The sequence below is a fragment of the Thalassospira lucentensis genome (genome assembly GCF_001613805.1).
Taxonomy (GTDB): domain Bacteria; phylum Pseudomonadota; class Alphaproteobacteria; order Rhodospirillales; family Thalassospiraceae; genus Thalassospira; species Thalassospira lucentensis_A.
Genome location: NZ_LPVY01000021.1, coordinates 183,692 through 205,823 on the forward strand (window position 1 = coordinate 183,692; position 22,132 = coordinate 205,823).

A 22,132-nucleotide genomic window follows, 5' to 3' on the forward strand; every position below is an offset into this window, starting at 1 on the left:
GGATCACGGCATGACAAACGCGCTTCTCACCTCGGTCCGGTCATGGCTTGATACCCGCGCCATCGACAGCGGACTGGCCCAGACACCCATTCCCGGCCTGACGACCATCCGGTCCGTCACGCCAAGCGGGCTGGATTATGCCATCTCCCGCCCGCTGGTTTGCCTGATCCTTCAGGGCAGCAAACAGGTTGCCCTTGGCAATCGGACCTTCACCCTGCGCCCGGGTGATACCCTTCTGATCACGGCGGATGTCCCGACCGTAAGCCAGATCACCGATGCCAGTTCCGATGCGCCCTATATGTCGCTGGTGCTTGATCTTGATCCATCGGTCATTGCCGACCTGTCATTGCAGATGGGCACCCCGCCGCAAAGCGATGATGCCGCCGTCATTGTCGCCCCCACCGATGCCGAGGTCGCCGATACCGCCCTTCGCCTGATGCGTCTGCTTGATCGTCCCGATGCCGTTCCGATGCTCCATCAATCCCTGATCCGCGAATTGCATTACTGGCTTCTGACCAGCCCGCATGGCACTGCCATCCGCCAACTTGGCTGGCCCGACAGCCATACCCAGCGCGTGGCACGCGCGGTCGCCATCCTGCGCGAAGAATTCAGCAAACCTCTGCCGGTGGACCGTCTTGCCGCAACTGCGGGCATGAGCCCGTCCTCGTTTTACCAGCATTTCAAAACCGTAACCTCGCTGTCCCCGCGGCAGTTTCAAAAACAGCTCCGCCTGATCGAGGCTCGCCGCCTGATCATGGCCGAAGGCATGACCGCAAGCAGTGCCGCCTATGATGTCGGCTATGAAAGCGTGTCGCAGTTCACACGCGAATATCGCCGCATGTTTGGCATGCCGCCGGCCACCGACCGCGATATGGCGCGAGAACAATCGCCTGCATCCCGGGCCGCCGAATAACAACATCACCTTTCCCTGATAATTCTACAGTGCTGCGCGTGACATCCTGTTGACGGGCCGTGACGAACTTCGCATGATCCGTTGGCAGGGTCGGTCTGCCACATACCGGCCTGATAAATCAGGGAGCTTCGTAAAAAATGAAAATCTTCAAATCCGGTCCGCTTTCCGGTCTTCTGATTGCTGGCGCGATGCTGGGGGCCATCGGCACCGCATCTGCCGAACCGATCAGGGTCGGCATTGCCAATTTCGGTGAACATCCGCAGCTGAACGCCGCCATCGCCGGTTTCAAGGAAGGCATGGCAAGCGGCGGCTTTGCCGAGGGAACCGATGTTGTCTATTCCGAAAGCCACACCAATTTTGATGCGTCTCTGGTGCCCCAGATGATCGCCAAATTGCAGGCCGAAAATCCCAAACTGATCTTTACCGTTACCACCCCGGTTTCCCAGATCGCCAAAAAAGCCTTGGCCGGATCGGGCATTCCGATCGTGTTTTCCGCCGTGACCGACCCGGTCGCCGCCAAGCTGGTCCCGTCTTGGGAAGCCGGTGATGAAGGCATGACCGGTGCATCGGACTTGCAGGATATCGACGCGGTTCTGGAATTCACCAAACTGCTGTTGCCGAATGCCAAACGTCTTGCCCTGCCCTATAACCCGGGCGAAGCCAATGACGTCGCCCTGCTTGAAAAGGTCCAGGAACTGGCCCCGGCGCACTTCCTTGAAGTCGTTCCGGTCGGCATTGATAACGTCAATGATATCCAGCAGCGCATCACGTCGGTCGCTGGCAAGGCCGATGTCATCTATACCCCGGCATCAAACCTGATCCAGCCGGCGATTGCCGCGGTTTCGGCGGCTGCGCGCCAGATCGGCGTTCCGATTGTCAATTCCGATAGCTCGGCCGTTGCCAATGGCACCGTGCCTGCCAGCTTCTCGGTCGATTATGCGCAGGTCGGTTTAAGTGCCGGCATCATTGCGGCGGAAATCCTCAATGGCAAGGACGCGGCATCCATCGCACCGTCCAAACCATCCTATGTCAATCACGAGCCACTGATTTCGAAAAAAGCCGCCGATGCCTTTGGCATCACCATTCCCGAGGCACTCGCCAATTGCGGCTGCGTCGTCGAATAATCTGATCCGGCCTCACATGACATTTGGCGCCCCGCATTCCGGTATCACCGGGGGGCGCCAATGTTGCTTTACGGAGGATACGGATGCTTGAAATCCGGTCTGCACGAAAAACCTTTTACAAAGGCCAGCCCGACGAAAAAGTCGCGCTTGATGATCTTTCGCTGACACTTCAAACCGGCGAATTCGGTGTTGTCATCGGCTCCAACGGGGCGGGCAAAAGCACGATGCTAAACGCCGTTTCCGGCGCGATGCCCCTTGATCGCGGCCAGATCCTGATCAATGGCGATGATGTCACCAACACGCCCGTGCATAAACGCGCCATGCGCATTGCCCGTGTGTTTCAGGATCCGATGCTGGGTACTGCTGCCAGCATGACGGTTGCCGAAAACATGCTTCTGGCCGAACTGCGCAGCAAAAGCCGCACCTTTGCCCGTGGGCTTAATGCCAAACGTCTTGCTGATTACAAGGAACGCCTGTCAATCCTGGGTCTTGGCCTTGAAAACCGGCTTGATACCCGCGTTGAACTGCTATCTGGCGGGCAACGTCAATCGCTGTCGCTCATCATGGCGGTCGGCGGATCGCCCGATCTGCTGCTGCTTGATGAACATACCGCCGCCCTTGATCCGCGCACTGCCGATCTTGTCATGGGGGCAACCGTGCGCGCGGTTGATGCGCTTAAACTCACCACCCTGATGGTCACCCATAACATGCAGCACGCGGTTGATTACGGCCACCGCGTCATCATGCTGGACGCGGGCAAGGTCAAACTGGAAATCGGCGGCGAAGAAAAGGCCGATGTCACGGTGGCAAAGCTGATCGATCATTTCTCGGTCAAATCCGATGCCATGTTGCTGGGGGCCTGATTGATGATGGAATTCCTTTCTTCGACCTTCACAAGCTATGTGGCACTCGTACCCGTGACATTGGCCCAAAGCCTTATTCTGGCTTTCGTCGTCATGGGGATCATGATCCCGTTTCGCACCCTGCATTTCCCCGACCTCACCAGCGAAGGCGCCTATCCGCTGGGCGGCTGTGTTGCCGGGGTTCTGATTGCCGCCGGAATCAATCCGGCCCTGGCGATCATCGCCGCCCTTCTGTGCGGTTTTGCTGCTGGTTGCTGTACCGCGCTCATCCATCTGCGGTTCCGCATCCACACGCTTCTGGCCGGGATCCTGATGATGACGATGCTTTACAGCATCAATCTGCGCATCATGGGCAAATCGAACCTGTCGATCTTTGGCACCGGTTCGGTCTTTGACTGGGCACCCTTCGTCACGCCCGGCTTCCCGGCGGCCAAGATCATCATTGCCGGGATCATCGGGGCGGCGGTGTTTGTGGCGCTCAACTGGTTTTTCAAAACCGAAAAGGGCACGGCCATGCGCGCTGTCGGCGCCAACCCGGCCATGGCAGAGGCCCAAGGCATTTCCGTCTGGGTTTCGACCATCGGCGGTGTTGGCCTTGCCAGCGCCTTTTCGGCCACCAGCGGCGCGCTTATGGTCCAGTCACAGGGCTTTGCCGATGTGAATATGGGCCTTGGCATCCTGATCAATGGCTTGGCCGCACTCATGATCGGCGAGGCGATTGTTGGCAAACACAGCGTCTTCCGACAGCTCCTCGCCCCGTTTGTCGGTGCGATCATCTATTATCAGCTGGTGTCGCTGTGCCTGGCCGCCGGGATGCCTCCGCCCGACCTGAAACTGGCAACCGGGCTTTTCGTGCTCGCCATGCTGGCCCTGCCCAGCCTCAAACGCGGTCGCGGCGGTGCCCCGGCCCGCGAAAAGTTCCGCGAATAAAAAACAAAGGGCGGGGTCACATGATCCCGCCCTTTTCGCTTCTGGTATAATAATGCGCGCATCATTCCGGATGCTGCGATCATTTCGACTTACAAGCGCAAACCGGCCAGCACCTCATTTATCATCTGCTTAAGATCAGAACGTGCAACACCATCACGAGCCTGCACCGACATTCCCTGCATGACGGTGGCTAAATAAAACGCCTTGGCATCCGCCGTTTTCTTGTCGAGCCAACGGTTTAGCGTTTCTGCAATACGTGATTGCATCTGACTTCGTCGCATGGATAAAGACGCCGCAATATCCGCGTGATCGGCCCCATATTCGAGCATTCCCGTAGAAATCATGCAGCCTGCTTCACGTGCGGGATCTGTAATCACCTCCACCGCCCGGTGCAGCAATCCACTGATCGCATCCTCAAGTGTCGCCGCTTCGGTCAGTCCATCAAGCGCACCGGGCAATCCATCATAAAGCTCTAGAGCCTCGCGGAATAATCCGGCCTTGCTGCCAAACGCACTGTATAAACTGGGCGGCGCAATACCGATTGCCCGTGTCAGATCATTAATCGAAACGGCTTCATATCCATGACGCCAAAAAAGGTGCATGGCAGTTTTGACCGCTTCATCGCGATCAAAACTGCGGGGGCCTTTCCGTCTGGATACTGGTTGTTTGTTCATGGTTGTCACTAAATACAAGACACCCCAAAAAGGCAAGGAATTGACGGGCAATCACAGTGTGTCTGCCGCTTCAACAGAACAAAGCGGCAGACACACAGAAGATTCGCTATACGGCATCAACCAAAATCTTTGCCAAATGATCAGGCATATCGATCATGACATCATGCCCGCACGGCACTTTATGCGTCACAAAACCGGAATCTGTCTTTGCCTTTTCGTAAGCACCGCCAAACGGCGAAATATCCTTCCATCCCTCGGCATAGACGAATGTTTTTTTCGCAACCCTTTGATAATCGCCACCAAGTTTTATGCGCTCGCTGAATGTCGCAAGCGGCTGCGCGGTGCATTTGCTGTCCACATAGGCCTGATCGGCCTCGTTCACCCGAAAGATCGAAGACGGTATAGGCGGGATTGTATAGCCGCCATTATTGGCGGCACTGTTCAAATGAGCTTGCACGGCACCCGGCGCATCAAGGTCAAATAACGACTGTCCATCAGCCGGCATGAAAGCATCCAGATAAACAATCGAGCGGATCGCTTTTAGCCGTTTATCCGCGACACCGGCAATCACCATTCCACCATAGGAATGCCCGCACAACACGGCATCATCAATGTCTTCAACATCAATCAGACGAACAATATCCTCGATATGGGTCGAAAGATTGATCGATCCGGAAAATTGATGCGCATTCTCGGCCATACCGCTTAATGAAGGCGTCCAAACTTGATGCCCCGCCTTGCGCAAAAGCGCGGCAACTCGGCCATAACACCACCCCCCATGAAACGCACCATGCACCAGAATGAACTTTGATGCCCCCTTGCCGACAAGTCCTTCAGAGGCATCCGCAGCTTTTGCGGGTGCAGCAACCGCTGATGCCATTCCCAGCATGCCCATCATACCGGCACTCTTGATCAGGTCGCGCCTGTTCATCGCCATTTTGCTTTCCATCCTTTGTTTGCAAGGCCATTCACGCCCGCAGTAAAAATGACAATTTGTAGCGATCACTAAACATAACTTGACTTCCTGACGCAAGAGATTATTTGTATCGATCACTACAAATAATCATCAGAACGTGCATTGGCGCACCCAAGAACCGAATGCTTCGCAGGATACACAATGGATTTACTCACCGATAAAACGGCATCCATGTCTTTTTTCCCCGGCTTTCGACGGCTGGATGTTACGGTTGATGATGTTCGGTTTGCTGGCGTAATTGGCGGAAATGGCGCGCCATTGCTGCTATTGCACGGCTATCCTCAGACCCATATCGCATGGCGAAAAATCGCTCATGATCTTGCGCGCTCATGGACACTTATCATTCCTGATTTGCCAGGATATGGCGCAAGTCAGATCGGCACCACAAAACCACGCTGGACAAAACAACGTGTGGCCCGGTCCCTGACGGCCTTGATGCAACATCTTGGATATCAGAAGTTTGCGGTTGTCGGGCATGACCGCGGGGCACGTGCAGGATTTCGTCTTGCTCTGGATTACCCGGATTTGGTGACGGCCTTCTCGTCCCTTGCGGTTGTTCCGGTGCTTGACGCAATGTCTGCTGTTGATCACCAATTCGCCGCCAGGAATTTCCATTGGTTTTTCCTGTCACAACCAGCAGGTTTACCTGAAAAACTTCTGGCAGCAGCACCCGATGCCTTCATCGAACACAGCTTGGCCACAATGGCCAACGGCCTTGACAATATCGAGCCACAGGCACTTGCCATCTATCGCGAAGCCTTTCGCAATCCCAAAGTACGTCACGCCATTTGCGAGGACTACCGGGCAGCAATGAACGAAGATACGGACCTTGACCGGATCGACAGAACAAGCGGCAAAAAGCTCTTATGCCCGGTCCAGGTCCTATGGCCAACGAGTGATCCCCGAAACACGGCCAAGCCCCAAATCGAAATATGGTCGCAGTGGGCTAACGACGTCACGGGAATGACGATCCACGCAGGACATTTATTACCTGAAGAATCCCCACAGGCAGTCATTGCCGCCCTGCGCAGCTTCCTGCCGATCCGCGTCTAAAGACACTGAAAACGTGATAAAACCGCCTAAGAGACATAAGTTCCTTACGGTCCATATCGCCAAAGCCGCAACTCTTTAAAGCGACAATGACGGTTGCTGCAAAAACAGTACGATATCCATCACTTCTGCAACCTGCCCCTCCGGCCCGGTCATCCTGCGCGTCACATTCCCGGCCTTGTGCAAAATCCACTCACCGGGTTTAAGCTCAAGCCCGTCCAGCTCTTCCTGAAGGGTCGGGAATTGGTGTTCACCATTTCCCTTGCGCCACGGCGGGGCCGATGCGTGCGCGATACACAGGAAATATCCGCCCGGCACCAGCTTTGCCATCGCACGCCGAAGGATGTCGGCCCGCGCAAGGGCTACCGGCGACTGAAAATAGGATGCGGTGACAAGGTCATATTCCCCGTCCGGCATCTCGCGTTCCAGATCGCAGGCGACAAACCGCACCCGCCCCGCAAGATCACTCCCCACCAGACGCTCCTGCGCCCGCGCAATCGCGGTTTGCGAAATATCCGCCCCCGTCACATCCCAGCCCCGCCCGGCCAGCCAAAGCGCATCATCCCCATGCGAACAGCCGATATCCAATGCCCGCCCCGGCGTCAGGTCGGCCACATACCGCACCAGCAACTCCCCCGGATTACCCGAATAGTCGGTCTTTTTTGTCCGATAATGATCTTCCCAGAATTCAACCGGGTTTTCCGGCCGTTCGGTCGCGTTTTGCATCGGAAATGCTCCTTCATCACAAGCCACATCGAATCATGTAACTTATGATGTATCGTAAAAGCCATTCCCGTCAAGCCCACCAAACAAGACAGCCGAAAACAAAACAGCCCGGCGGAATAGTCACCACCGGGCTGTAGATGAACGTGCGGGCCAGAACGCAGAACGCGCCTAGCTCAGATATTTATTGAACCACGCAATCGTGCGATCCCAGGCAAGCTTGGCCTGCTCCTCGTCATAGCGGGGGGTGGAATCATTATGGAACCCGTGATTGGCGCCTGGATAGATATAGGCCTCATAAACCTTGTTATGCTCCTTTAATGCCGCCTCGTAAGCAGGCCACCCTTCATTGATCCGCTCGTCCAGTTCACCATAATGCAACAGCAACGGCGCCTGAATGCGCGGCACATCAGCCACGTCCGCCTGACGGCCGTAAAACGGCACCGCAGCACCAAGTTCCGGATAGGCCACCGCCGCCGCATTCGAAACACCCCCGCCATAACAAAAACCGGTTATGCCGGTTTTACCCGTCGTCGCCTCATGCGCGGTCAGGAATTCGATGGCGGCAAAGAAATCATTCATAAGCTTGGTCGGGTCGACCTGACGCTGCAATTCGCGCCCCTTGTCATCATTGCCAGGGTATCCGCCAACCGATGTCAGCCCATCCGGGGCAAGGGCAATAAAGCCGGCCTTGGCCACCCTTCGCGCAACGTCTTCAATATAGGGGTTAAGCCCGCGATTTTCGTGCACCACCACCACGCCGGGCACCTTGCCCGTCAGATTTGCGGGCTTCACCAGATAGCCCCGCACCTCGCCATGGCCGTTGGGCGACGGATACATGATATATTCGGCGACAATATCGGGATCGGTAAACTCGACCTGTGTCGCAAGCGCATAATCCGGACTAAGCGACGCCAAAACCGACATTGCGGTGACCCCGCCGACAGTATATTTCGCGGCCCGGTCAAGAAATTCGCGGCGCGAAATGATCCCATGCGCATAGAAATCATAAAGTTCAAGCAGTTCCGGCGAGAAATCTTTGGCAGTCAAACGGTTCATCGTAAGCTCCCTGTTTCGGATGGGCCGGGGCGGAAATCATGATGCTGGCGGCAAGATTGCGAAAAGTTTTCTGCAATCACGCGGATCGGGCAAATCACAAATCCGCTACAGGTGAACCAGTTCACCTCATGGCCCGTCACCGTGTCGCCCATCACCGTGTGGTGCAGCTTAACCCGCCATCAACCACAAGCTCGATCCCCGTGACATATTTCGCCCCGTCCGATGCCAGATACAAAACCGCCTCTGCCACATCCCACGCATCGCCCATATGCCCCATCGGCACCTGTGCATTGCGGGTTTCAAGAATGCGGTTGATCTCGGCCCCGTCATAAAGCCGTGCCAGCGATGCCTCGACCAGTGGCGTATGAATAAGCCCCGGCACCACCGCATTGACCCGCACATGATGCGGCGCATATTCCACCGCAAGCGATTTGGTGAATTGCGCAACGGCCGCCTTGGCTGCGGCATAGGCCGGATAATCAATCCCCATCTGCCGCGCCCCGCTGACCGATCCGATATTGATCACCGATCCGCTTTTGCGTTTGCGCATCGCGGGCATCACCGCCTGGCAGCTATGGAAAAACCCGGTGACATTGGTCTTAAACGCGCTGTGCCAGTCTTCAACGTCAAGCCGTTCAAGCCCGCCGCCAATCACCATCCCGACATTATTGACCAGTACATCAATCTCGCCCAGCGACCCGCGTGCCGTCGAAACCGCAATATCAACCTGATCGCGTTTGGTGATATCGGCGGTCAAGGCAATGACCTCGCCGCCTTCTTCCTCGATCAGCGATGCGGTTTCATCTGCGGCGATCTTGTTGATATCAACCACCGCCACCTTCGCCCCGGCCCGGGCCAGCAGCACGGACGTCGCCTTGCCATTTCCCCATCCCGGCGCACAGCAGCCACCACCAAATACCAGAACCGTTTTACCCAAAAGACGCTGATCCATGATGTCCTCCCGGAACGTTGCGGAATTCTACCAAAGGTTTCCGTTTTCCGATAGAGACACCAACCAGCAACCCCGCCATGCAAAACGGCCGTATCACGGGGATACGGCCGCCTGCATCTTTACGGATCGGAAATCTTACCAGCTATATTTCAGCGTCGCCAGAACCGTGCGGCCCTCGCCATAGAAACGGCTGCCGAACGTGTTGGACGCGACATATTCCCGGTCAAACAGGTTGGTCGCATTGACCGCAAGGCTGACATTGTCCGTCACCATGTAATTCACCATGGCATCAACCACCGTATGCGATCCCAGCAGATCGGTATTGGCATCGTTGTTATAGCGTGACCCGACAAAACGGACACCACCACCAAGGGTCAGGTCACCAAACACCCCATGTTCCGGAATGGTGTAATCCAGCCACGCCGATGCATTATGTTCAGGAACGTTTGACGGACGATTGCCGACATTGCCCGCAACAACATCGTCTTTGATTTCGGCATCAAGATAGGTATAGGCCAGCGTCAGATTGGTCCGCTCATCAAGCGACATCTTGCCTTCAAGCTCCAACCCGCGTGAATTGATCTCGCCGATCTGCTGATAGGTCGACGTGGTGGAATTCCACTGCGAAACGTTTTCCTGTGTCAGGTCAAACAGGGCCGCGGTAAACATCGCATCAATCGCAGTCGGCTGATATTTGACGCCAACCTCATATTGCGTGCCTTCCTGTGGCGCGGTCCCGTCCGGGCGGGAAGCCGCACTGCCGTAAACCGGCTGGAAGGATTCCGAATAGTTCCCGTAAACCGAAACCTCGTCCGTCGCCTTGTAGGTCAGGCCAACGCGCGAGGTGAATTTATGGTCATCGCGTTCCTCGGTTACCCCGCTGCTAAGTGTATCGGTATCGCTTTGGACATAATCGAAACGCCCACCCACGGTCGCGATCCAGTCATCGGCAATCGTAAGCTGTTCCTGCGCATAAAGCCCATAAGCCGCCTGCGTGATTTCCGTGTCCGAGTTACTGGTAAAGTTGATGCACGAAAGCCCGCAATAAGACGGGTTGTAAGGATCAATCGGCGATGCCGTTCCGTCGTAGCGTTGTTCGCGGTTCTGATCGCGGTTGTAGTCAAACCCCACCAACGTCTTGCTGTCGAACGTTTCATTCAGTGCAGTGTCGTACTGCATCTGGTTGTCGATGGCAAAACGGTCAAGCTCGCCATAAATCGCAAAAGCCCAACGGTCACCAAGCGGCGTGGTATCGTGCAGGTAAACCGTCTCGTAATCCAGATCGACATGGGTGTAACGCGCGTTCTGGCGGAATTGCAGCTTGTCGGTAATCTGGTGCGAGAACTCATACCCGATATTGGTTTCTTCGGTATCGAAAGTGTTGAAATCCGGTTCACCGAAAAACGCATTGCGGCTGGTTTCAATCCCGGCCGGGAAGCCATAACCCAGACTGCTTTCGCGGTTGCTGTAACTGGTCAGGATCGTCAGTTCCGTTCCCGCCTTCGGCTTATAGGTAAAGGCCGGCGCAATATACACACGGTCATCCTGCGAATAATCCTGTTCGCGCTCCGCATCCTGCCAAAGCCCGGTCAGGCGATAGGTCCAGTTGCTGTCTTCCGCGACCGGGCCGGTCACATCCCCGCCACCGCGCACATGGTTTTCGCCAAGGGTCGTGAAAACCTCGCCACCGGCTTCGTCCTGCGGGCGTTTGGTAATCAGATTGACCAAGCCCCCCGGCCCGTTCATGCCAAACAGGCTTGATGTCGATCCTTTCAGGATATCGACCTGCTGAAGGCCATAGGGTTCCTGACGGGCGGTTGTGAAGTTATAGGTCCGTGACGACAATCCATCGCGATAGGTCGAAAGCGACGAATAAAAACCGCGGATACGGATATAGTCATACCGCACATCCGATCCATATTCGCCCGCCTGCACGCCTGCACTATAGGCGACCGCCTGCTGAATATCCTGCACATTGCGGGTTTCCAGTTCCTTCTGCGTCACCACGGAAACGGCGGCGGAATCATCCAGAATCGGCGTGTCGGTTTTCGATGCCGTGCGCGACCGGCTGGCAACAACGCTATCGCGTGTCGGCCCCATCGGGCCATAGACCCCCTCTGCATTGCCCTCAATTCGGATCGGATCAAGAACCTCGCCTTCTGCCGCCGCCGCACCGGTTGCGATCTGCTCGACCACCACGGTGCCGTCATCGGAAATGTTATAGGTCAGGCCACTTCCGGCAAACAGCCGGTCCAGCGCCTGCTGCGATGTCATGCTGCCGCTGACCGCTGGCGCATCAACCCCGCGCACAAGTGCGCCATCAACCGTGATCTGAAGACCGGACTGCTGCCCGAACAGGGCCAGCGCGCTGGTCATGGATTGCGCCGGAATCTCAAATGCATGTGACGCGGCAAGGACCCCCGCCCCGCTTTGCGCCACCTGTGCCTGCGCCATCGCCGGTGCCGCGACCAATACCGGCACCAATGCGCTTGTCACCAAAAGCGCGCTTGCAAAAACCGTCTGTCTGCTGCGGCTCCGCATACCCGCCTTACCCCCTGTGGTCATTCCATGGATCTCCGTTCTGCGTCATATACATGATCACAAATGAGAATAAAAACGCTTCTCATTTGCGCTTAAAACACAAAACGTGCCTCGGGGATTTTTTTTCAAAAAAACTTCGGAAAATTTTTCAGATTTTTGTCAAACGGCCTGTTTCAGGCCGTTCTCAGGATGCCGACACCAGCAAAACCCACGGCGTCACCTGCCGCACCACCGCATTTTGCGCCCGTGCAATCCCGCGAAGGGCCGCCAGCGGATCGGCAAGGTTATAGACCCCCGTAACCGGCCGGGTCGCCAGCGCATCATCGGTGATGATGATCCGGCCCGGATAATAGCGCCGCAGCCCGTCAATCACGGTACCCAGCGGCTGATCCTGAGCAATCAACTGGTTCTGCCGCCACGCGGCAACCTGACCTGCAGGCAATTGGCCACGCGCCACCGCCCCCTGCCATGTCACGCTGGCACTTTGCCCGGCTTCCAGCAACTCTGCGACCGGCGGGGTGATCTGATCAAACCCGACCCGCACCAGACCATGCTCGACCGCAACATCCGTGCCCGCCTCATTGCGCCGCACGTCAAACCCGGTACCAAGCACCGTCACGCCAACCTCGTCGGCAAAAACCGTAAAGGGCCGTTCGGCATCCGGGGTGACCTCAAAAAACGCCTCGCCACCCAAAAGGTCGATATGGCGCTCGCCCGCCTCGTAACGCACCCGGATCGCACTTTCGGGTGCCATCGTCACCGTGCTGGCATCGGCAAGGGTGATGGTGCGCATCTCGGCGGTATCGGTCACATAATCGGCCTGCCAGCCGGTGACGGCACGGGTAACGATCCCCGGCCCGATTACTGCTGCAAAAAGCGATGCGGCAATGGCAAGCCCGCCAACAAGCCACATCTTTCGCCGCCCGAAAGCCGGGCGCACGACATTGTCTTTGCGCGATGATGATGAAACGAACGATCCTTCACCGCCCGTTCGCATCTCACGAACGAAGGGCTGCCAGCGATCAGCATGCTCAGGCGCGCCTGTCGCCATCACATCCGCCGTCCGGCGCGTGGCATTCCATGCCTGCATATGTGCGGGGTCACGTTCGCACCATTCCGCAAATGCGCGCAGAATATCCTGATCGTCCGGCTCTTCCTGCAACAGGATCAGCCAGTCGGTCGCCTCCCGTGAGGCCTGCGGCGGGATCGCATCTGTGTTCGCTGCCATTCTCGTCTCTATTCCCGGTCGGTATCGCAGATTGCGGGTGCGCACCGGCCTGCCCCGAAAAGAACCAAAGCTAAAGTTCCTACAACTACTAAACGCATTTGCGGAACTTTTTTCTATAAATATTGTGAACCCGGCTCATGCCTGATCCAGCCGCTGTTTGCAATGCTCGATCCCGTCCGCCACCAGCTTGTGCGCCAGCGGCACGGAAATATCGAGGAAGGCGGCAATTTCCTTAAGCTTCGCGCCACCAAACCGATGCATCTCGCATGCAATGCGGGTGCGTTCGGGCAATTCGTCCATCGCCGCCATCACGATCGCATATTCATCCTTGTAAAGGGCGACGGTTTCCGGGTCCGGGGCAATATCGGCCGATATCCGGGCCACCTCGTCAAAATCCCCGGCACTGGTCACGCGGTTTTCCCGCGCCAGCCTGCGTTTGCTATCCAGCGCCAGGTTGCGCACGATCCGGTAAAGATATCCCGTCGCATCCTCGATCAGCCGCCGATCCGATGCCGCGTCAAACCGCAACCAGGCTTCCTGCACCAGGTCTTCGGCCTGCACGCGATTACCCGTGATGCTGCTGGCATAATTCACCAGCGCCGGGCGATGCGACATGAAAAGAACAAGGGCGTTGGGGTTCGCGGACAAAGCCGTATTTCCTCGGGACGGCACAAACAACGATGCTTCACTAGCAGATATTAAGACTGATTATCAATATCTTTCGCAACATCCCGCCTGCACATTCGAAAAACTTCATTTACCAAATGGCGCTATACTCCCGCCAAAGACGAAAGAGGGAACCACCATGATACGCAAACGAAGCCTTGTCATCCTGATCACCGGGGTCGCCGCCGCGGCCTTCCTGCTGATCAGCAACCAGCTTGCCCATCGCGACGAGGAACAGGGCGATATCACTCGTGGCAAGGCGATTGCCGAACAGACCTGCCTGCGCTGTCATATGGAATTTGCCGGTGATCCCTATCCCGACCCGGCGATCACCACCGCCCCGCCACTGGCAAGCTTCGGTCAGCGCTGGCCGATTGAAAACCTCGAAGAGGCCCTTGCCGAAGGCATCACCGTGTCGCACGATCAACTGACCATGCCGGAATTCACCTTCACCCCTGAAACCATCGCCGATCTTCTCGCCTATCTTGACGATCTTTCCCAAAGGGCCGATGCCAGACCGGCAAACTGATCCGGGCGCGTGGCGGCCATGCCCCGCCGACGGATGGTCTTTTTATCAAAAAAACCTGCCAATTATCCACTTTGCGCAAGCCCTTATCCACATTGCGCAGAATAAAGTCCACGCTCTCAGATAGCGGGTTGTGCCCTTTGCGAAAGTCGCCCAAAGGAATGGGAACCTCTTATTTCTCATGACCAAAGGCGTGCTGTTACATGGATCCGCATCAACCATCCCGGCGGGCACGTCAATTCTCGTGCTGGCGCGGTATCTTTGCGCACACCCGATACGGTCTTGTCCCCCTGATCCTGTTATCCACCGCGCCAATCGGATCGGCACAGGCCGCAACGTTCAATGTCACCAACACCGCCGACAGCGGTGCCGGTTCCCTGCGGCAGGCGATTTTTGATGCCAACGCTGCGGGTGGCACCAACACCATCGATGTCCAAAATGGTCTGGGCACCATCACGCTGACCAGCGGCGACCTGAACGCGTTAAACAGCAACATCACGCTGAACGGCAATGGCAATACGCTGAGTGGCAATAACGCGTTTCGCGGCCTGCTTGTGTATTCCGGCACCGTGGCAATCAACGACTTGACCATCGAGAATGCGGTTGCATCTGGTGGCGATGCAGGCCAGGCCGCAGGCGGCGGTGCCGGACTTGGTGGGGCCCTGTTCGTCAAGGACGGCGCCAATGTCACCATCAGCAACCTTGTCGCGCAAAACAACGCCGCAACCGGCGGTGATGGCGGTGCACAAACCGCAAGTGGGGTCACCGGCGGCGGCGGCGGCATGGGGGGCGATGGCGGCACGGTTGTCAGTGGCACTAACGGCGGCGGCGGCGGCCTTGGCAGCGGGGCAACCGGTGGATCAAATAGTGGCAATGGCGGTGACGGGATCGCCCAGGGCGAAGGTGCCGGTGGGGATGGCGCCAATTTAGGTGGCGGTGGCGGTACGGGTGGCAACAATGGCGGCGGCGGCGGTTCCGGCGACCAGTCGGTCGGCGGCGGCGGTGTCAACGGCATTGATGGCACGTTTACCGACGACCCCGATGGCGGCTTTGGCGGCGGCGGCGGCAAAGCCGGTAATGGCGGTTTTGGCGGCGGGGGTGGCGCATTCCGGGGCGATGGCGGTTTTGGCGGCGGCGGCGGCGGTGGCGGCCTTGGCAGCGTCGCCGATGTCGGTCAGGGCGGATTTGGCGCGGGCAACGGTGTCTCAAGCGGTACCATCTCTCAGGCGGCCGGGGGTGGTGGCCTTGGTGCCGGGGGTGCCATCTTTGTCATGGATGGCGCAACCCTGACCATCGCCGGAACCCTGACCGTCAATAACAACACTGTCACCGGCGGAAACGGCGGAACCGGTGCGGCGGGCACGGCCGAGGACGGCTCTGCCTTTGGCGATGGTGTTTTCCTGCAAGGCAGCGGCACCCTGACCTTCAATCCTGATACCGGCAACACACAAACCCTTGCCAATACCATCACCGATCAGGCCGGATCGGGCGGCACCGGCAGCTGGGCACTGACCAAAAACGGCGCAGGCACCCTGACACTCAGTGCCGCCAACAGCTATTCCGGCGCAACAAATCTTTCGGCGGGCACATTATCCCTGTCAGGATCGGGAACACTCGGAAATGCCGCAGGTGCGCTGAACCTGACCGGCGGCACGCTCGATCTCGGCACGACGACACAGACCCGCACCGGCACCATCACACTCAATGGTGCAACCGTGTCAAATGGCACATTGTCATCATCGGGCACCTTCGATACCCAGTCAGGCACCATCAGCGCCGTTCTGGCCGGGACCGGGGCGCTTGCCAAAACCGGAACCGGCACCGTCACGCTCAGCGGGGCCAACACCTATACCGGCACAACGGACCTTTCGGCGGGAACATTAACCCTGTCAGGATCGGGAACACTCGGGGATGCCGCAGGCGCACTTAACCTCACCGGTGGAACGCTTGATCTCGGCACGACAACACAGACCCGCACCGGCACCATCACACTCAATGGCGCAACCGTGTCAAACGGCACATTGTCATCATCGGGCACTTTCGCGACCCAGTCGGGCACGATCAGCGCCGTTCTGGCCGGAACCGGGGCGCTTGCCAAAACCGGCACCGGCACCGTCACACTCAGCGGGGCCAACACCTATTCCGGCACCACGACTGTCTCGGGTGGCACATTGTCGGTTAACGGCTCTGCCACGTCGTCGGCCTTCACGGTCCAGAACGGCGGTACCCTTGGCGGCACCGGCACCGTAGGGGCGACGACCTTACAGTCGGGCGGCGTTCACGCGCCGGGCAATTCCATCGGCACCCAGACCGTCAATGGCGCCTATGTCCTCAATGCCGGTTCAATCCTCGAGATCGAGGTGGATAGTGCTGGCAATTCCGACAAGGTCATCGTGACCGGCACGGTCGATATCACCGGCTCGACACTGCGGGTCAAAGGCGTATCGGGGAACAATTTCTCCGGTCAAACCACCTATAATTACGTGATCATCGAAAATGATGGCGTTGATGCGATTACCGGCGATTTTGCAACGATTGACAATCAGCTTGCCTTTTATGACGCCGCCCGTTCCACCGTCGGCGGCACCGGCAATGATGTCTCCCTGACACTGACCCGCAACGCCAGTGGCTTTACCGACATTGCCACAACCCCCAATCAAAAAGCCGTCGCAGGCCAGGTCGGCAACCTTTCGGGCACGGACGGCACCACCATCAGCAACGCGATTCTCGGCCTGACGAATGCCGGGGCACAGCACGCCTTTCAACAGCTCTCAGGCGATATCTTTGCCGCGGGCCCCACCATGAATGACCGCATCACCCATCAGGCCACCGGCCAGATCGGGGCACGCCTTGCCGATCTAAATCGCAACCGCGGCGTTACCGGAACCACCAGTGGCTCCCTCGTTGCCGCCAGCACCCTGTCCCCCGCCGAGCTTACCGGCTTTGCCCGTTCCGGCCCGATGGCAAGTGACAGTGAGATATATGCCAGTGATGCAAACATGCTCTCGCTGGGGGCTGAAAATGCACCACAGGTGACGTCCGCCATCTGGCTTCAGGCCATCGGCGCAACCGGCCGGATTGATGGTGATGGCAATGCCGACACCACCGATTACCAATGGACCGGCATGGTTGGCGGCTTTGACACACAGCTTTCCGATACCACCATTCTGGGGGTCTATTTCGGTTATGCCGACGCCAGGAACCGTCAGGCTGGCCGGGATGCCACCCTCGATAGTCGCAATTTCATGGCCGGGCTTTATGGCACGCGTGACCTTGGCGATGATTTGCGGCTTTCCGGGCAGGCCGGATGGACCCGAACGGCAAATGACAGCCGCCGTAATCTTGTTTTTGGCGGCATTGATCGTACCGCCACGGCGGATTACACCGACAATGCGCTCAATGCCAATCTTGAACTGGCAAGGGGATTTGACGTTGCCCATAACTGGCGGGTTGTGCCCTATGGCGCGCTGGGCGTGCTCTGGAACGATCATGACGCCTTTACCGAAACCGGGGCCGGATCGGCCAATCTGTCACGTGCATCTGACAGCACCCTGACCGGAACCGCAAGCCTCGGGCTAAGGATGGCGGGCATGTTTGAAACCGGCAATGGCAAAACCCTGATCCCGCAATTCCGGCTTGGCTGGGACCATCACCTTGGCCCGACAGCCAACAGCACCACATTGGCCTTTACCGGCACATCCTCCTTCACGGTCGCAGGCAGCGAAACCGACCGCGATACACTGGTCGGCAATCTCGGCATGACCCTTGCCGATGACGATGGCTGGAGCTTCTATGCAGATTACCAGCCCTCGATCTCCAAAAGCCGCCGCGAACATGCCGCCAGTGCCGGGTTCAGAATGAAATTCTGATCCCGGTCGGCCATACCTGAAGTTGACCTGAAGGGCTTATAACTGACTTCTTGCGATCCACTCGCAAACGTGTAACCATCTGAAAAAAATCAGGTTGGGTAACACAAGCCATGCTATTGGACGCGTCGCATTCCGGCACGCAGGTTTTAGCGCGCCCGTCTTTCGAAATTTCCGACCTGCCATTGTCGCCCGATTGCCTGAACATTCAGGATGCCCGGTGCGACGAATGGGTTTTCCAAACGGCACAGATGCTGCTGGCGGAACCCTGTGATCAGGCAATTACCGGCATTCTCGAACTGACCGGACTTGCCGCCGGGGCGGACCGGGCATGGATGTTCGAATATGACGCAACGCTTTTGCGCTTTCGCAACACCCACGAATGGAGCCGCGAAACCGTTACCTCGCATGTCACCGATCTGCAGGACACCCCCGTTACCATGATCGCCTGGCTGCAACAGTTCCTGTCCGCCAATCAGGCCATCATGATCAACAATGTCAGCACCCTGCCGCGTCCCGCCCGCGATCTTCAGGCCGAAATGCTGCGCCAACATGATAAAAGCGTCCTTTGCATCCCGGTCTTTTTCGAAGGCCGCCTGCGCGCCTGTATCGGTTTTGATGCCACCCGCACACATACGCATTGGGATGGCGCAGTCACATCACAGCTTTACCGTTGCGCGAACCTGATTGCGCTTGCGCGCTATGGCAACAACACCCCCGCTCAACAAAACAGACAACCGGTTGCCCGCCTGTCGGCTGATCCGTTGATCTATATCCGCACCTTTGGTCGGGTCCGGGGTGTCACAATGGCAGAAGTCGTCTGTTTGCGGTCGGCACGGGATTATACCACCCTATTTCTCTCGGACGGGTCGTCCATGACGGATCTGCGCCCGCTTTCGGTCTGGGCGGGAATGCTGCCACCGGGCCATTTTCACCGCATCCACCGCACCACGGTTGTCAATCTGCATCATGTCGCGGAACTCAATCGCCATGCCGGCAGCAGCGGCGACCGATGGGAGGTCAGCCTGCGTATTCTTGATGAAACCCAAAGTGTCTCTCGCCCCTACCGCCAGGAACTGCGCAGCAAGCTCGGCGTCTGAATCGCATATAGGGCTTTCAGCCACGCCCCATCCAGTCCCGCCGCCAAATACCCTATCTGATTGATTTTGATGTGCCGTTTTGTCGGTTCGTCGAAACTGCATGTTCGTTGGTCTCTTTCCGGTTGCGTATCTTTTCCCCGCTGCCTAAAGCCGAACACGGGACAGTCGGGAAACAACCCGGAAACAAAACTGCCCGACTTGGGGACCATCTGGGACTAACGGGCAGATAACCATGCAAAATCCACTATCGATGCGCCACCTTCGTGCTGCGCTGCGCGATATCACTGTGCTTTGCGGACTTTCGCTTGCCGGGGGACTAATCGCCCTTGCCGCACCACAGATTGCCTTTGCACAGATCCACGTTCCCGATGGCGACAGCCAGACTGCCACGGGCATCGTTGTCATCAACGGTGGGACGATCGATAGTGGCGGCACTTACACCAATAACGCCACACTTGAGAATAGCGGTGGTAGCACCCTGACCAATAACGGCACACTGATCAACAATACCCAGTTTACCAATAACGGCACGCTGACCAATAACGGCACGTTCACCAATAACGGCACACTGATCAATAACAACGACTTCAACGTTGACAGCGCGCTGAACAGCACCGGCACACTGACCAACAACAATTTCATGACGATCAGGGCCACGCTGACCAATAACGGCACCTTTAATAACCCCGGCATCACCTCGGTCAATGGCGGGCAGCTCATCGGTAATATCTTCAATACCGGCACCTTCACCATCACATCCACCAGTTCCGGTACTTATTCTGGCGTCATGTCGGGCAATGGGCAGTTCAACAAGAACGGCAACCATACGCAAATCCTGACCGGCGATTCATCTGGCTTTACCGGCAACAACTATGTCGGACAGGGAATCCTGCAGATCGGCAATGGCGGCACCACCGGGGCCCTTGGCGGGAACTTCAACGTCACCAGCCTCGGAACACTTATCTTCAATCGCAGCGATAACCAGACCTATGCCAGTGTCATTTCCGGCGCTGGCAATGTCATCAAAGTGGCGGCAGGAACACTGACCCTGTCAGGGACCAACACCTATACCGGTACCACCACCGTCTGGGGCGGCACCTTGCTGGTCAATGGCGCGGCCAGTTCCTCGGCTTTCACAATCCGGAGCGGCGCCACCCTTGGCGGGACCGGTCCTGTTGGGGCGACCACTCTGCAATCAGGCGGTATTCACGCCCCGGGCAATTCGATTGGAACCCAGACCGTCAATGGCAACTATACCCTTAACAGTGGCTCGATCCTCGCGATCGAAGTCAATGCCGCAGGCGATGCCGATCAGGTGATCGTCAACGGGGCGGTTGATCTTGGCGGCGCGACGCTTCGCATTCTTGGCCTGCCCGATAATGATATGTCCGGTCAGGACAATTATACCCACATCATCATCGCCAATGACGGGGTGGATGCAGTTGTCGGTACTTTCAACAGCATCAATAACCAGCTTGCCTTTTATGATGCCTCTGTTGCCTATAGTGGCGGCACCGGCAACGATGTAACCCTTAGCCTCACACGCAACGACACCGATTTTACCGATCATGCCGTCACCGGCAACCAGTCGGCGGTCGCCGCTGTCATCGATGATCTTCCGGGGGCTGATGGTGCCACCATCCGTGCCGCCCTTCAGGGGCTGACCACCGCCGAAGTCCAGCGCGCCTACGAACAGCTTTCCGGCGACGTTCACGCCAGCACCACCGCCATCAACGGCCAGATCGCCCGACAGGCGGGCGGGCAGATCGGCGGTCGTCTGGCCGCCCTTAACAGCAACAGCAGCACGGCCGGAACCCTCGTCGCCGCAGGCACACTTTCGCCCGCCGCACTGGCGGGGTTTGCTTCCGCCGGCCCGGCGGCGTCCGACCATATCGCAACCGATGCGGACACACCCCTTCTGGCCCTTGGCAATGACGGCATATCCCAGACCGGTTCTGCCATCTGGCTTCAGGCGATTGGCGGCAAAGGCCGGGTTGATGGCGATGAAAATATCGATACCACCGATTACAAATGGGCCGGCATGATCGGCGGCTATGACACCCGCCTGTCGGAAACCACCACCATTGGCATCTATTTCGGCTATGCCGATGGCAACAGTCGCCAAAGTGGCCGTGATGCCACCCTTGATTCCGCCAATCTAATGGCCGGGATCTATGGCATGCACGATCTCGGCGATGACTGGCGCCTGTCCGGGCAGGCCGGATGGACCCGCATTGGCATCGACAGCAGCCGCAACCTTGATTTCGGCAGCATCGACCGCACCGCCACGGCGGACTACACCGACAATGCGCTTAATGCCGATCTCGAACTGGCAAAGGGCTTTGCGATTGCCCCGAACTGGCGGGCGGAACCTTATGGCGGGCTTGGCGTGACCTGGAACCGCTATGGCAGCTTTTCCGAAACCGGGGCAGATTCTGCCAATATCTCGCGCGCGGCCGATGACGACCTTTCAGGCACCGCAAGCCTTGGCGTGCGCTTTGCCGGCATGATCGATACCGGCGATGGCAAAACCCTGATCCCGCAATTCCGTCTGGGATGGGATCATCATATCGGCCCGGTTTCCAACAGCACCACGCTCGCCTTTGCCGGAACCCCGTCCTTCACCGTCTCGGGCAGCGAAACCGACCGCGACCGGTTGGTCGGCAATCTCGGCTTTGCCCTTGCCGATGACGACGGCTGGACCCTTTACGCCGATTACCAGCCCTCGATCTCGGAAAACAGCCACGAACATGCCTTCGGTGCCGGGTTCAGGATGAAGTTCTGAGCCCCACCGCACCCGAAGTATTCACACCGGACCCGCCGCAGGATGGACTCCCGCCTTCGCGGGAATCCAGCCCTTCGTGCCACATCCTCAAAACCGCCCACCGAACTCGCAGCACCGTAATCTCTCACCCTCGCGGGAGTAACGGATAATGTGTCC

17 protein-coding genes are annotated in these 22,132 nt (G+C 57.8%); 9 read left to right on the forward strand and 8 right to left on the reverse strand.

Annotation, left to right across the window (positions count from 1 at the left end):
- Positions 1-10 precede the first annotated feature (10 nt).
- The 4 genes from AUP42_RS16500 (at position 11) to AUP42_RS16515 (ending at position 3,830) form a co-directional block, all read left to right on the forward strand.
- Positions 11-913, forward strand: a complete 903-nt coding sequence (locus tag AUP42_RS16500; RefSeq protein WP_062952682.1) for an AraC family transcriptional regulator — start codon at positions 11-13, stop codon at positions 911-913.
- 137 nt (positions 914-1,050) lie between these two features.
- Entirely contained in the window at positions 1,051-2,037 is a 987-nt protein-coding gene (locus AUP42_RS16505; protein ID WP_062952683.1) for an ABC transporter substrate-binding protein, read from the forward strand.
- 83 nt (positions 2,038-2,120) lie between these two features.
- Positions 2,121-2,900: an ABC transporter ATP-binding protein gene (locus AUP42_RS16510; RefSeq protein ID WP_062952684.1), complete on the forward strand. Its 780-nt coding sequence runs from the start codon at positions 2,121-2,123 to the stop codon at positions 2,898-2,900.
- A 3-nt stretch (positions 2,901-2,903) separates the two neighbouring features.
- Positions 2,904-3,830, forward strand: coding sequence for an ABC transporter permease (locus AUP42_RS16515; RefSeq protein ID WP_197468303.1), 927 nt, complete (start codon positions 2,904-2,906; stop codon positions 3,828-3,830).
- 89 nt (positions 3,831-3,919) lie between these two features.
- Here the strand turns inward: AUP42_RS16515 and AUP42_RS16520 are convergent, their stop codons facing one another.
- Together AUP42_RS16520 and AUP42_RS16525 are read right to left on the reverse strand one after the other, a co-directional pair.
- On the reverse strand, positions 3,920-4,504 hold the full coding sequence (locus tag AUP42_RS16520) for a TetR/AcrR family transcriptional regulator (RefSeq protein WP_062952685.1): 585 nt from the start codon (positions 4,502-4,504) through the stop codon (positions 3,920-3,922).
- Between the two features lie 106 nt (positions 4,505-4,610).
- Positions 4,611-5,441: an alpha/beta fold hydrolase gene (locus AUP42_RS16525; RefSeq protein WP_062952686.1), complete on the reverse strand. Its 831-nt coding sequence runs from the start codon at positions 5,439-5,441 to the stop codon at positions 4,611-4,613.
- 180 nt (positions 5,442-5,621) lie between these two features.
- Between AUP42_RS16525 and AUP42_RS16530 the strand changes: the two genes are divergently transcribed.
- Complete coding sequence (locus AUP42_RS16530; RefSeq protein WP_062952687.1) at positions 5,622-6,533, forward strand: alpha/beta fold hydrolase; 912 nt, start codon at positions 5,622-5,624, stop codon at positions 6,531-6,533.
- Between the two features lie 75 nt (positions 6,534-6,608).
- Here the strand turns inward: AUP42_RS16530 and AUP42_RS16535 are convergent, their stop codons facing one another.
- The 6 genes from AUP42_RS16535 to AUP42_RS16560 all read right to left on the reverse strand — a co-directional run bounded on the left by AUP42_RS16535 (position 6,609) and on the right by AUP42_RS16560 (position 13,681).
- Positions 6,609-7,256, reverse strand: a complete 648-nt coding sequence (locus AUP42_RS16535; protein ID WP_062952688.1) for a class I SAM-dependent methyltransferase — start codon at positions 7,254-7,256, stop codon at positions 6,609-6,611.
- 168 nt (positions 7,257-7,424) lie between these two features.
- Positions 7,425-8,312: a YghX family hydrolase gene (gene yghX / locus AUP42_RS16540; RefSeq protein WP_062952689.1), complete on the reverse strand. Its 888-nt coding sequence runs from the start codon at positions 8,310-8,312 to the stop codon at positions 7,425-7,427.
- A 151-nt stretch (positions 8,313-8,463) separates the two neighbouring features.
- Positions 8,464-9,264, reverse strand: a complete 801-nt coding sequence (locus AUP42_RS16545) for an SDR family NAD(P)-dependent oxidoreductase (protein ID WP_062952690.1) — start codon at positions 9,262-9,264, stop codon at positions 8,464-8,466.
- A gap of 135 nt (positions 9,265-9,399) precedes the next feature.
- Positions 9,400-11,829 carry a TonB-dependent siderophore receptor gene (locus tag AUP42_RS16550; RefSeq protein WP_062952691.1) on the reverse strand — a complete coding sequence of 810 codons (2,430 nt, stop codon included), beginning with the start codon at positions 11,827-11,829 and terminating at the stop codon, positions 9,400-9,402.
- A gap of 160 nt (positions 11,830-11,989) precedes the next feature.
- Positions 11,990-13,033, reverse strand: a complete 1,044-nt coding sequence (locus tag AUP42_RS16555; RefSeq protein WP_062952692.1) for a FecR family protein — start codon at positions 13,031-13,033, stop codon at positions 11,990-11,992.
- Positions 13,034-13,168: 135 nt separating this feature from the next.
- Positions 13,169-13,681, reverse strand: a complete 513-nt coding sequence (locus AUP42_RS16560; protein WP_082824813.1) for a sigma-70 family RNA polymerase sigma factor — start codon at positions 13,679-13,681, stop codon at positions 13,169-13,171.
- Positions 13,682-13,838: 157 nt separating this feature from the next.
- Here AUP42_RS16560 and AUP42_RS16565 point away from each other — a divergent pair, with 157 nt between their 5' ends.
- The 4 genes from AUP42_RS16565 (at position 13,839) to AUP42_RS16580 (ending at position 21,976) form a co-directional block, all read left to right on the forward strand.
- Positions 13,839-14,228, forward strand: coding sequence for a c-type cytochrome (locus AUP42_RS16565; protein ID WP_062952693.1), 390 nt, complete (start codon positions 13,839-13,841; stop codon positions 14,226-14,228).
- A gap of 200 nt (positions 14,229-14,428) precedes the next feature.
- The gene (locus tag AUP42_RS16570) at positions 14,429-18,094 is read left to right on the forward strand and encodes an autotransporter outer membrane beta-barrel domain-containing protein (protein ID WP_062952694.1); all 3,666 of its coding nucleotides are present in this window, start codon (positions 14,429-14,431) and stop codon (positions 18,092-18,094) included.
- Positions 18,095-18,204: 110 nt separating this feature from the next.
- Positions 18,205-19,191: a GAF domain-containing DNA-binding protein gene (locus AUP42_RS16575; protein ID WP_062952695.1), complete on the forward strand. Its 987-nt coding sequence runs from the start codon at positions 18,205-18,207 to the stop codon at positions 19,189-19,191.
- 232 nt (positions 19,192-19,423) lie between these two features.
- Positions 19,424-21,976, forward strand: a complete 2,553-nt coding sequence (locus AUP42_RS16580; RefSeq protein WP_062952696.1) for an autotransporter outer membrane beta-barrel domain-containing protein — start codon at positions 19,424-19,426, stop codon at positions 21,974-21,976.
- Positions 21,977-22,132 lie beyond the last annotated feature (156 nt).

Coding starts and splice junctions, on each gene's coding strand:
- AUP42_RS16500 (WP_062952682.1), top strand. CDS start 11: ATGACAAACGCGCTTCTCACCTCGGTCCGGTCATGGCTTGATACCCGC.
- AUP42_RS16505 (WP_062952683.1), top strand. CDS start 1,051: ATGAAAATCTTCAAATCCGGTCCGCTTTCCGGTCTTCTGATTGCTGGC.
- AUP42_RS16510 (WP_062952684.1), top strand. CDS start 2,121: ATGCTTGAAATCCGGTCTGCACGAAAAACCTTTTACAAAGGCCAGCCC.
- AUP42_RS16515 (WP_197468303.1), top strand. CDS start 2,904: ATGATGGAATTCCTTTCTTCGACCTTCACAAGCTATGTGGCACTCGTA.
- AUP42_RS16520 (WP_062952685.1), bottom strand. CDS start 4,504: ATGAACAAACAACCAGTATCCAGACGGAAAGGCCCCCGCAGTTTTGAT.
- AUP42_RS16525 (WP_062952686.1), bottom strand. CDS start 5,441: ATGGCGATGAACAGGCGCGACCTGATCAAGAGTGCCGGTATGATGGGC.
- AUP42_RS16530 (WP_062952687.1), top strand. CDS start 5,622: ATGGATTTACTCACCGATAAAACGGCATCCATGTCTTTTTTCCCCGGC.
- AUP42_RS16535 (WP_062952688.1), bottom strand. CDS start 7,256: ATGCAAAACGCGACCGAACGGCCGGAAAACCCGGTTGAATTCTGGGAA.
- yghX (WP_062952689.1), bottom strand. CDS start 8,312: ATGAACCGTTTGACTGCCAAAGATTTCTCGCCGGAACTGCTTGAACTT.
- AUP42_RS16545 (WP_062952690.1), bottom strand. CDS start 9,264: ATGGATCAGCGTCTTTTGGGTAAAACGGTTCTGGTATTTGGTGGTGGC.
- AUP42_RS16550 (WP_062952691.1), bottom strand. CDS start 11,829: ATGACCACAGGGGGTAAGGCGGGTATGCGGAGCCGCAGCAGACAGACG.
- AUP42_RS16555 (WP_062952692.1), bottom strand. CDS start 13,033: ATGGCAGCGAACACAGATGCGATCCCGCCGCAGGCCTCACGGGAGGCG.
- AUP42_RS16565 (WP_062952693.1), top strand. CDS start 13,839: ATGATACGCAAACGAAGCCTTGTCATCCTGATCACCGGGGTCGCCGCC.
- AUP42_RS16570 (WP_062952694.1), top strand. CDS start 14,429: ATGGATCCGCATCAACCATCCCGGCGGGCACGTCAATTCTCGTGCTGG.
- AUP42_RS16575 (WP_062952695.1), top strand. CDS start 18,205: ATGCTATTGGACGCGTCGCATTCCGGCACGCAGGTTTTAGCGCGCCCG.
- AUP42_RS16580 (WP_062952696.1), top strand. CDS start 19,424: ATGCAAAATCCACTATCGATGCGCCACCTTCGTGCTGCGCTGCGCGAT.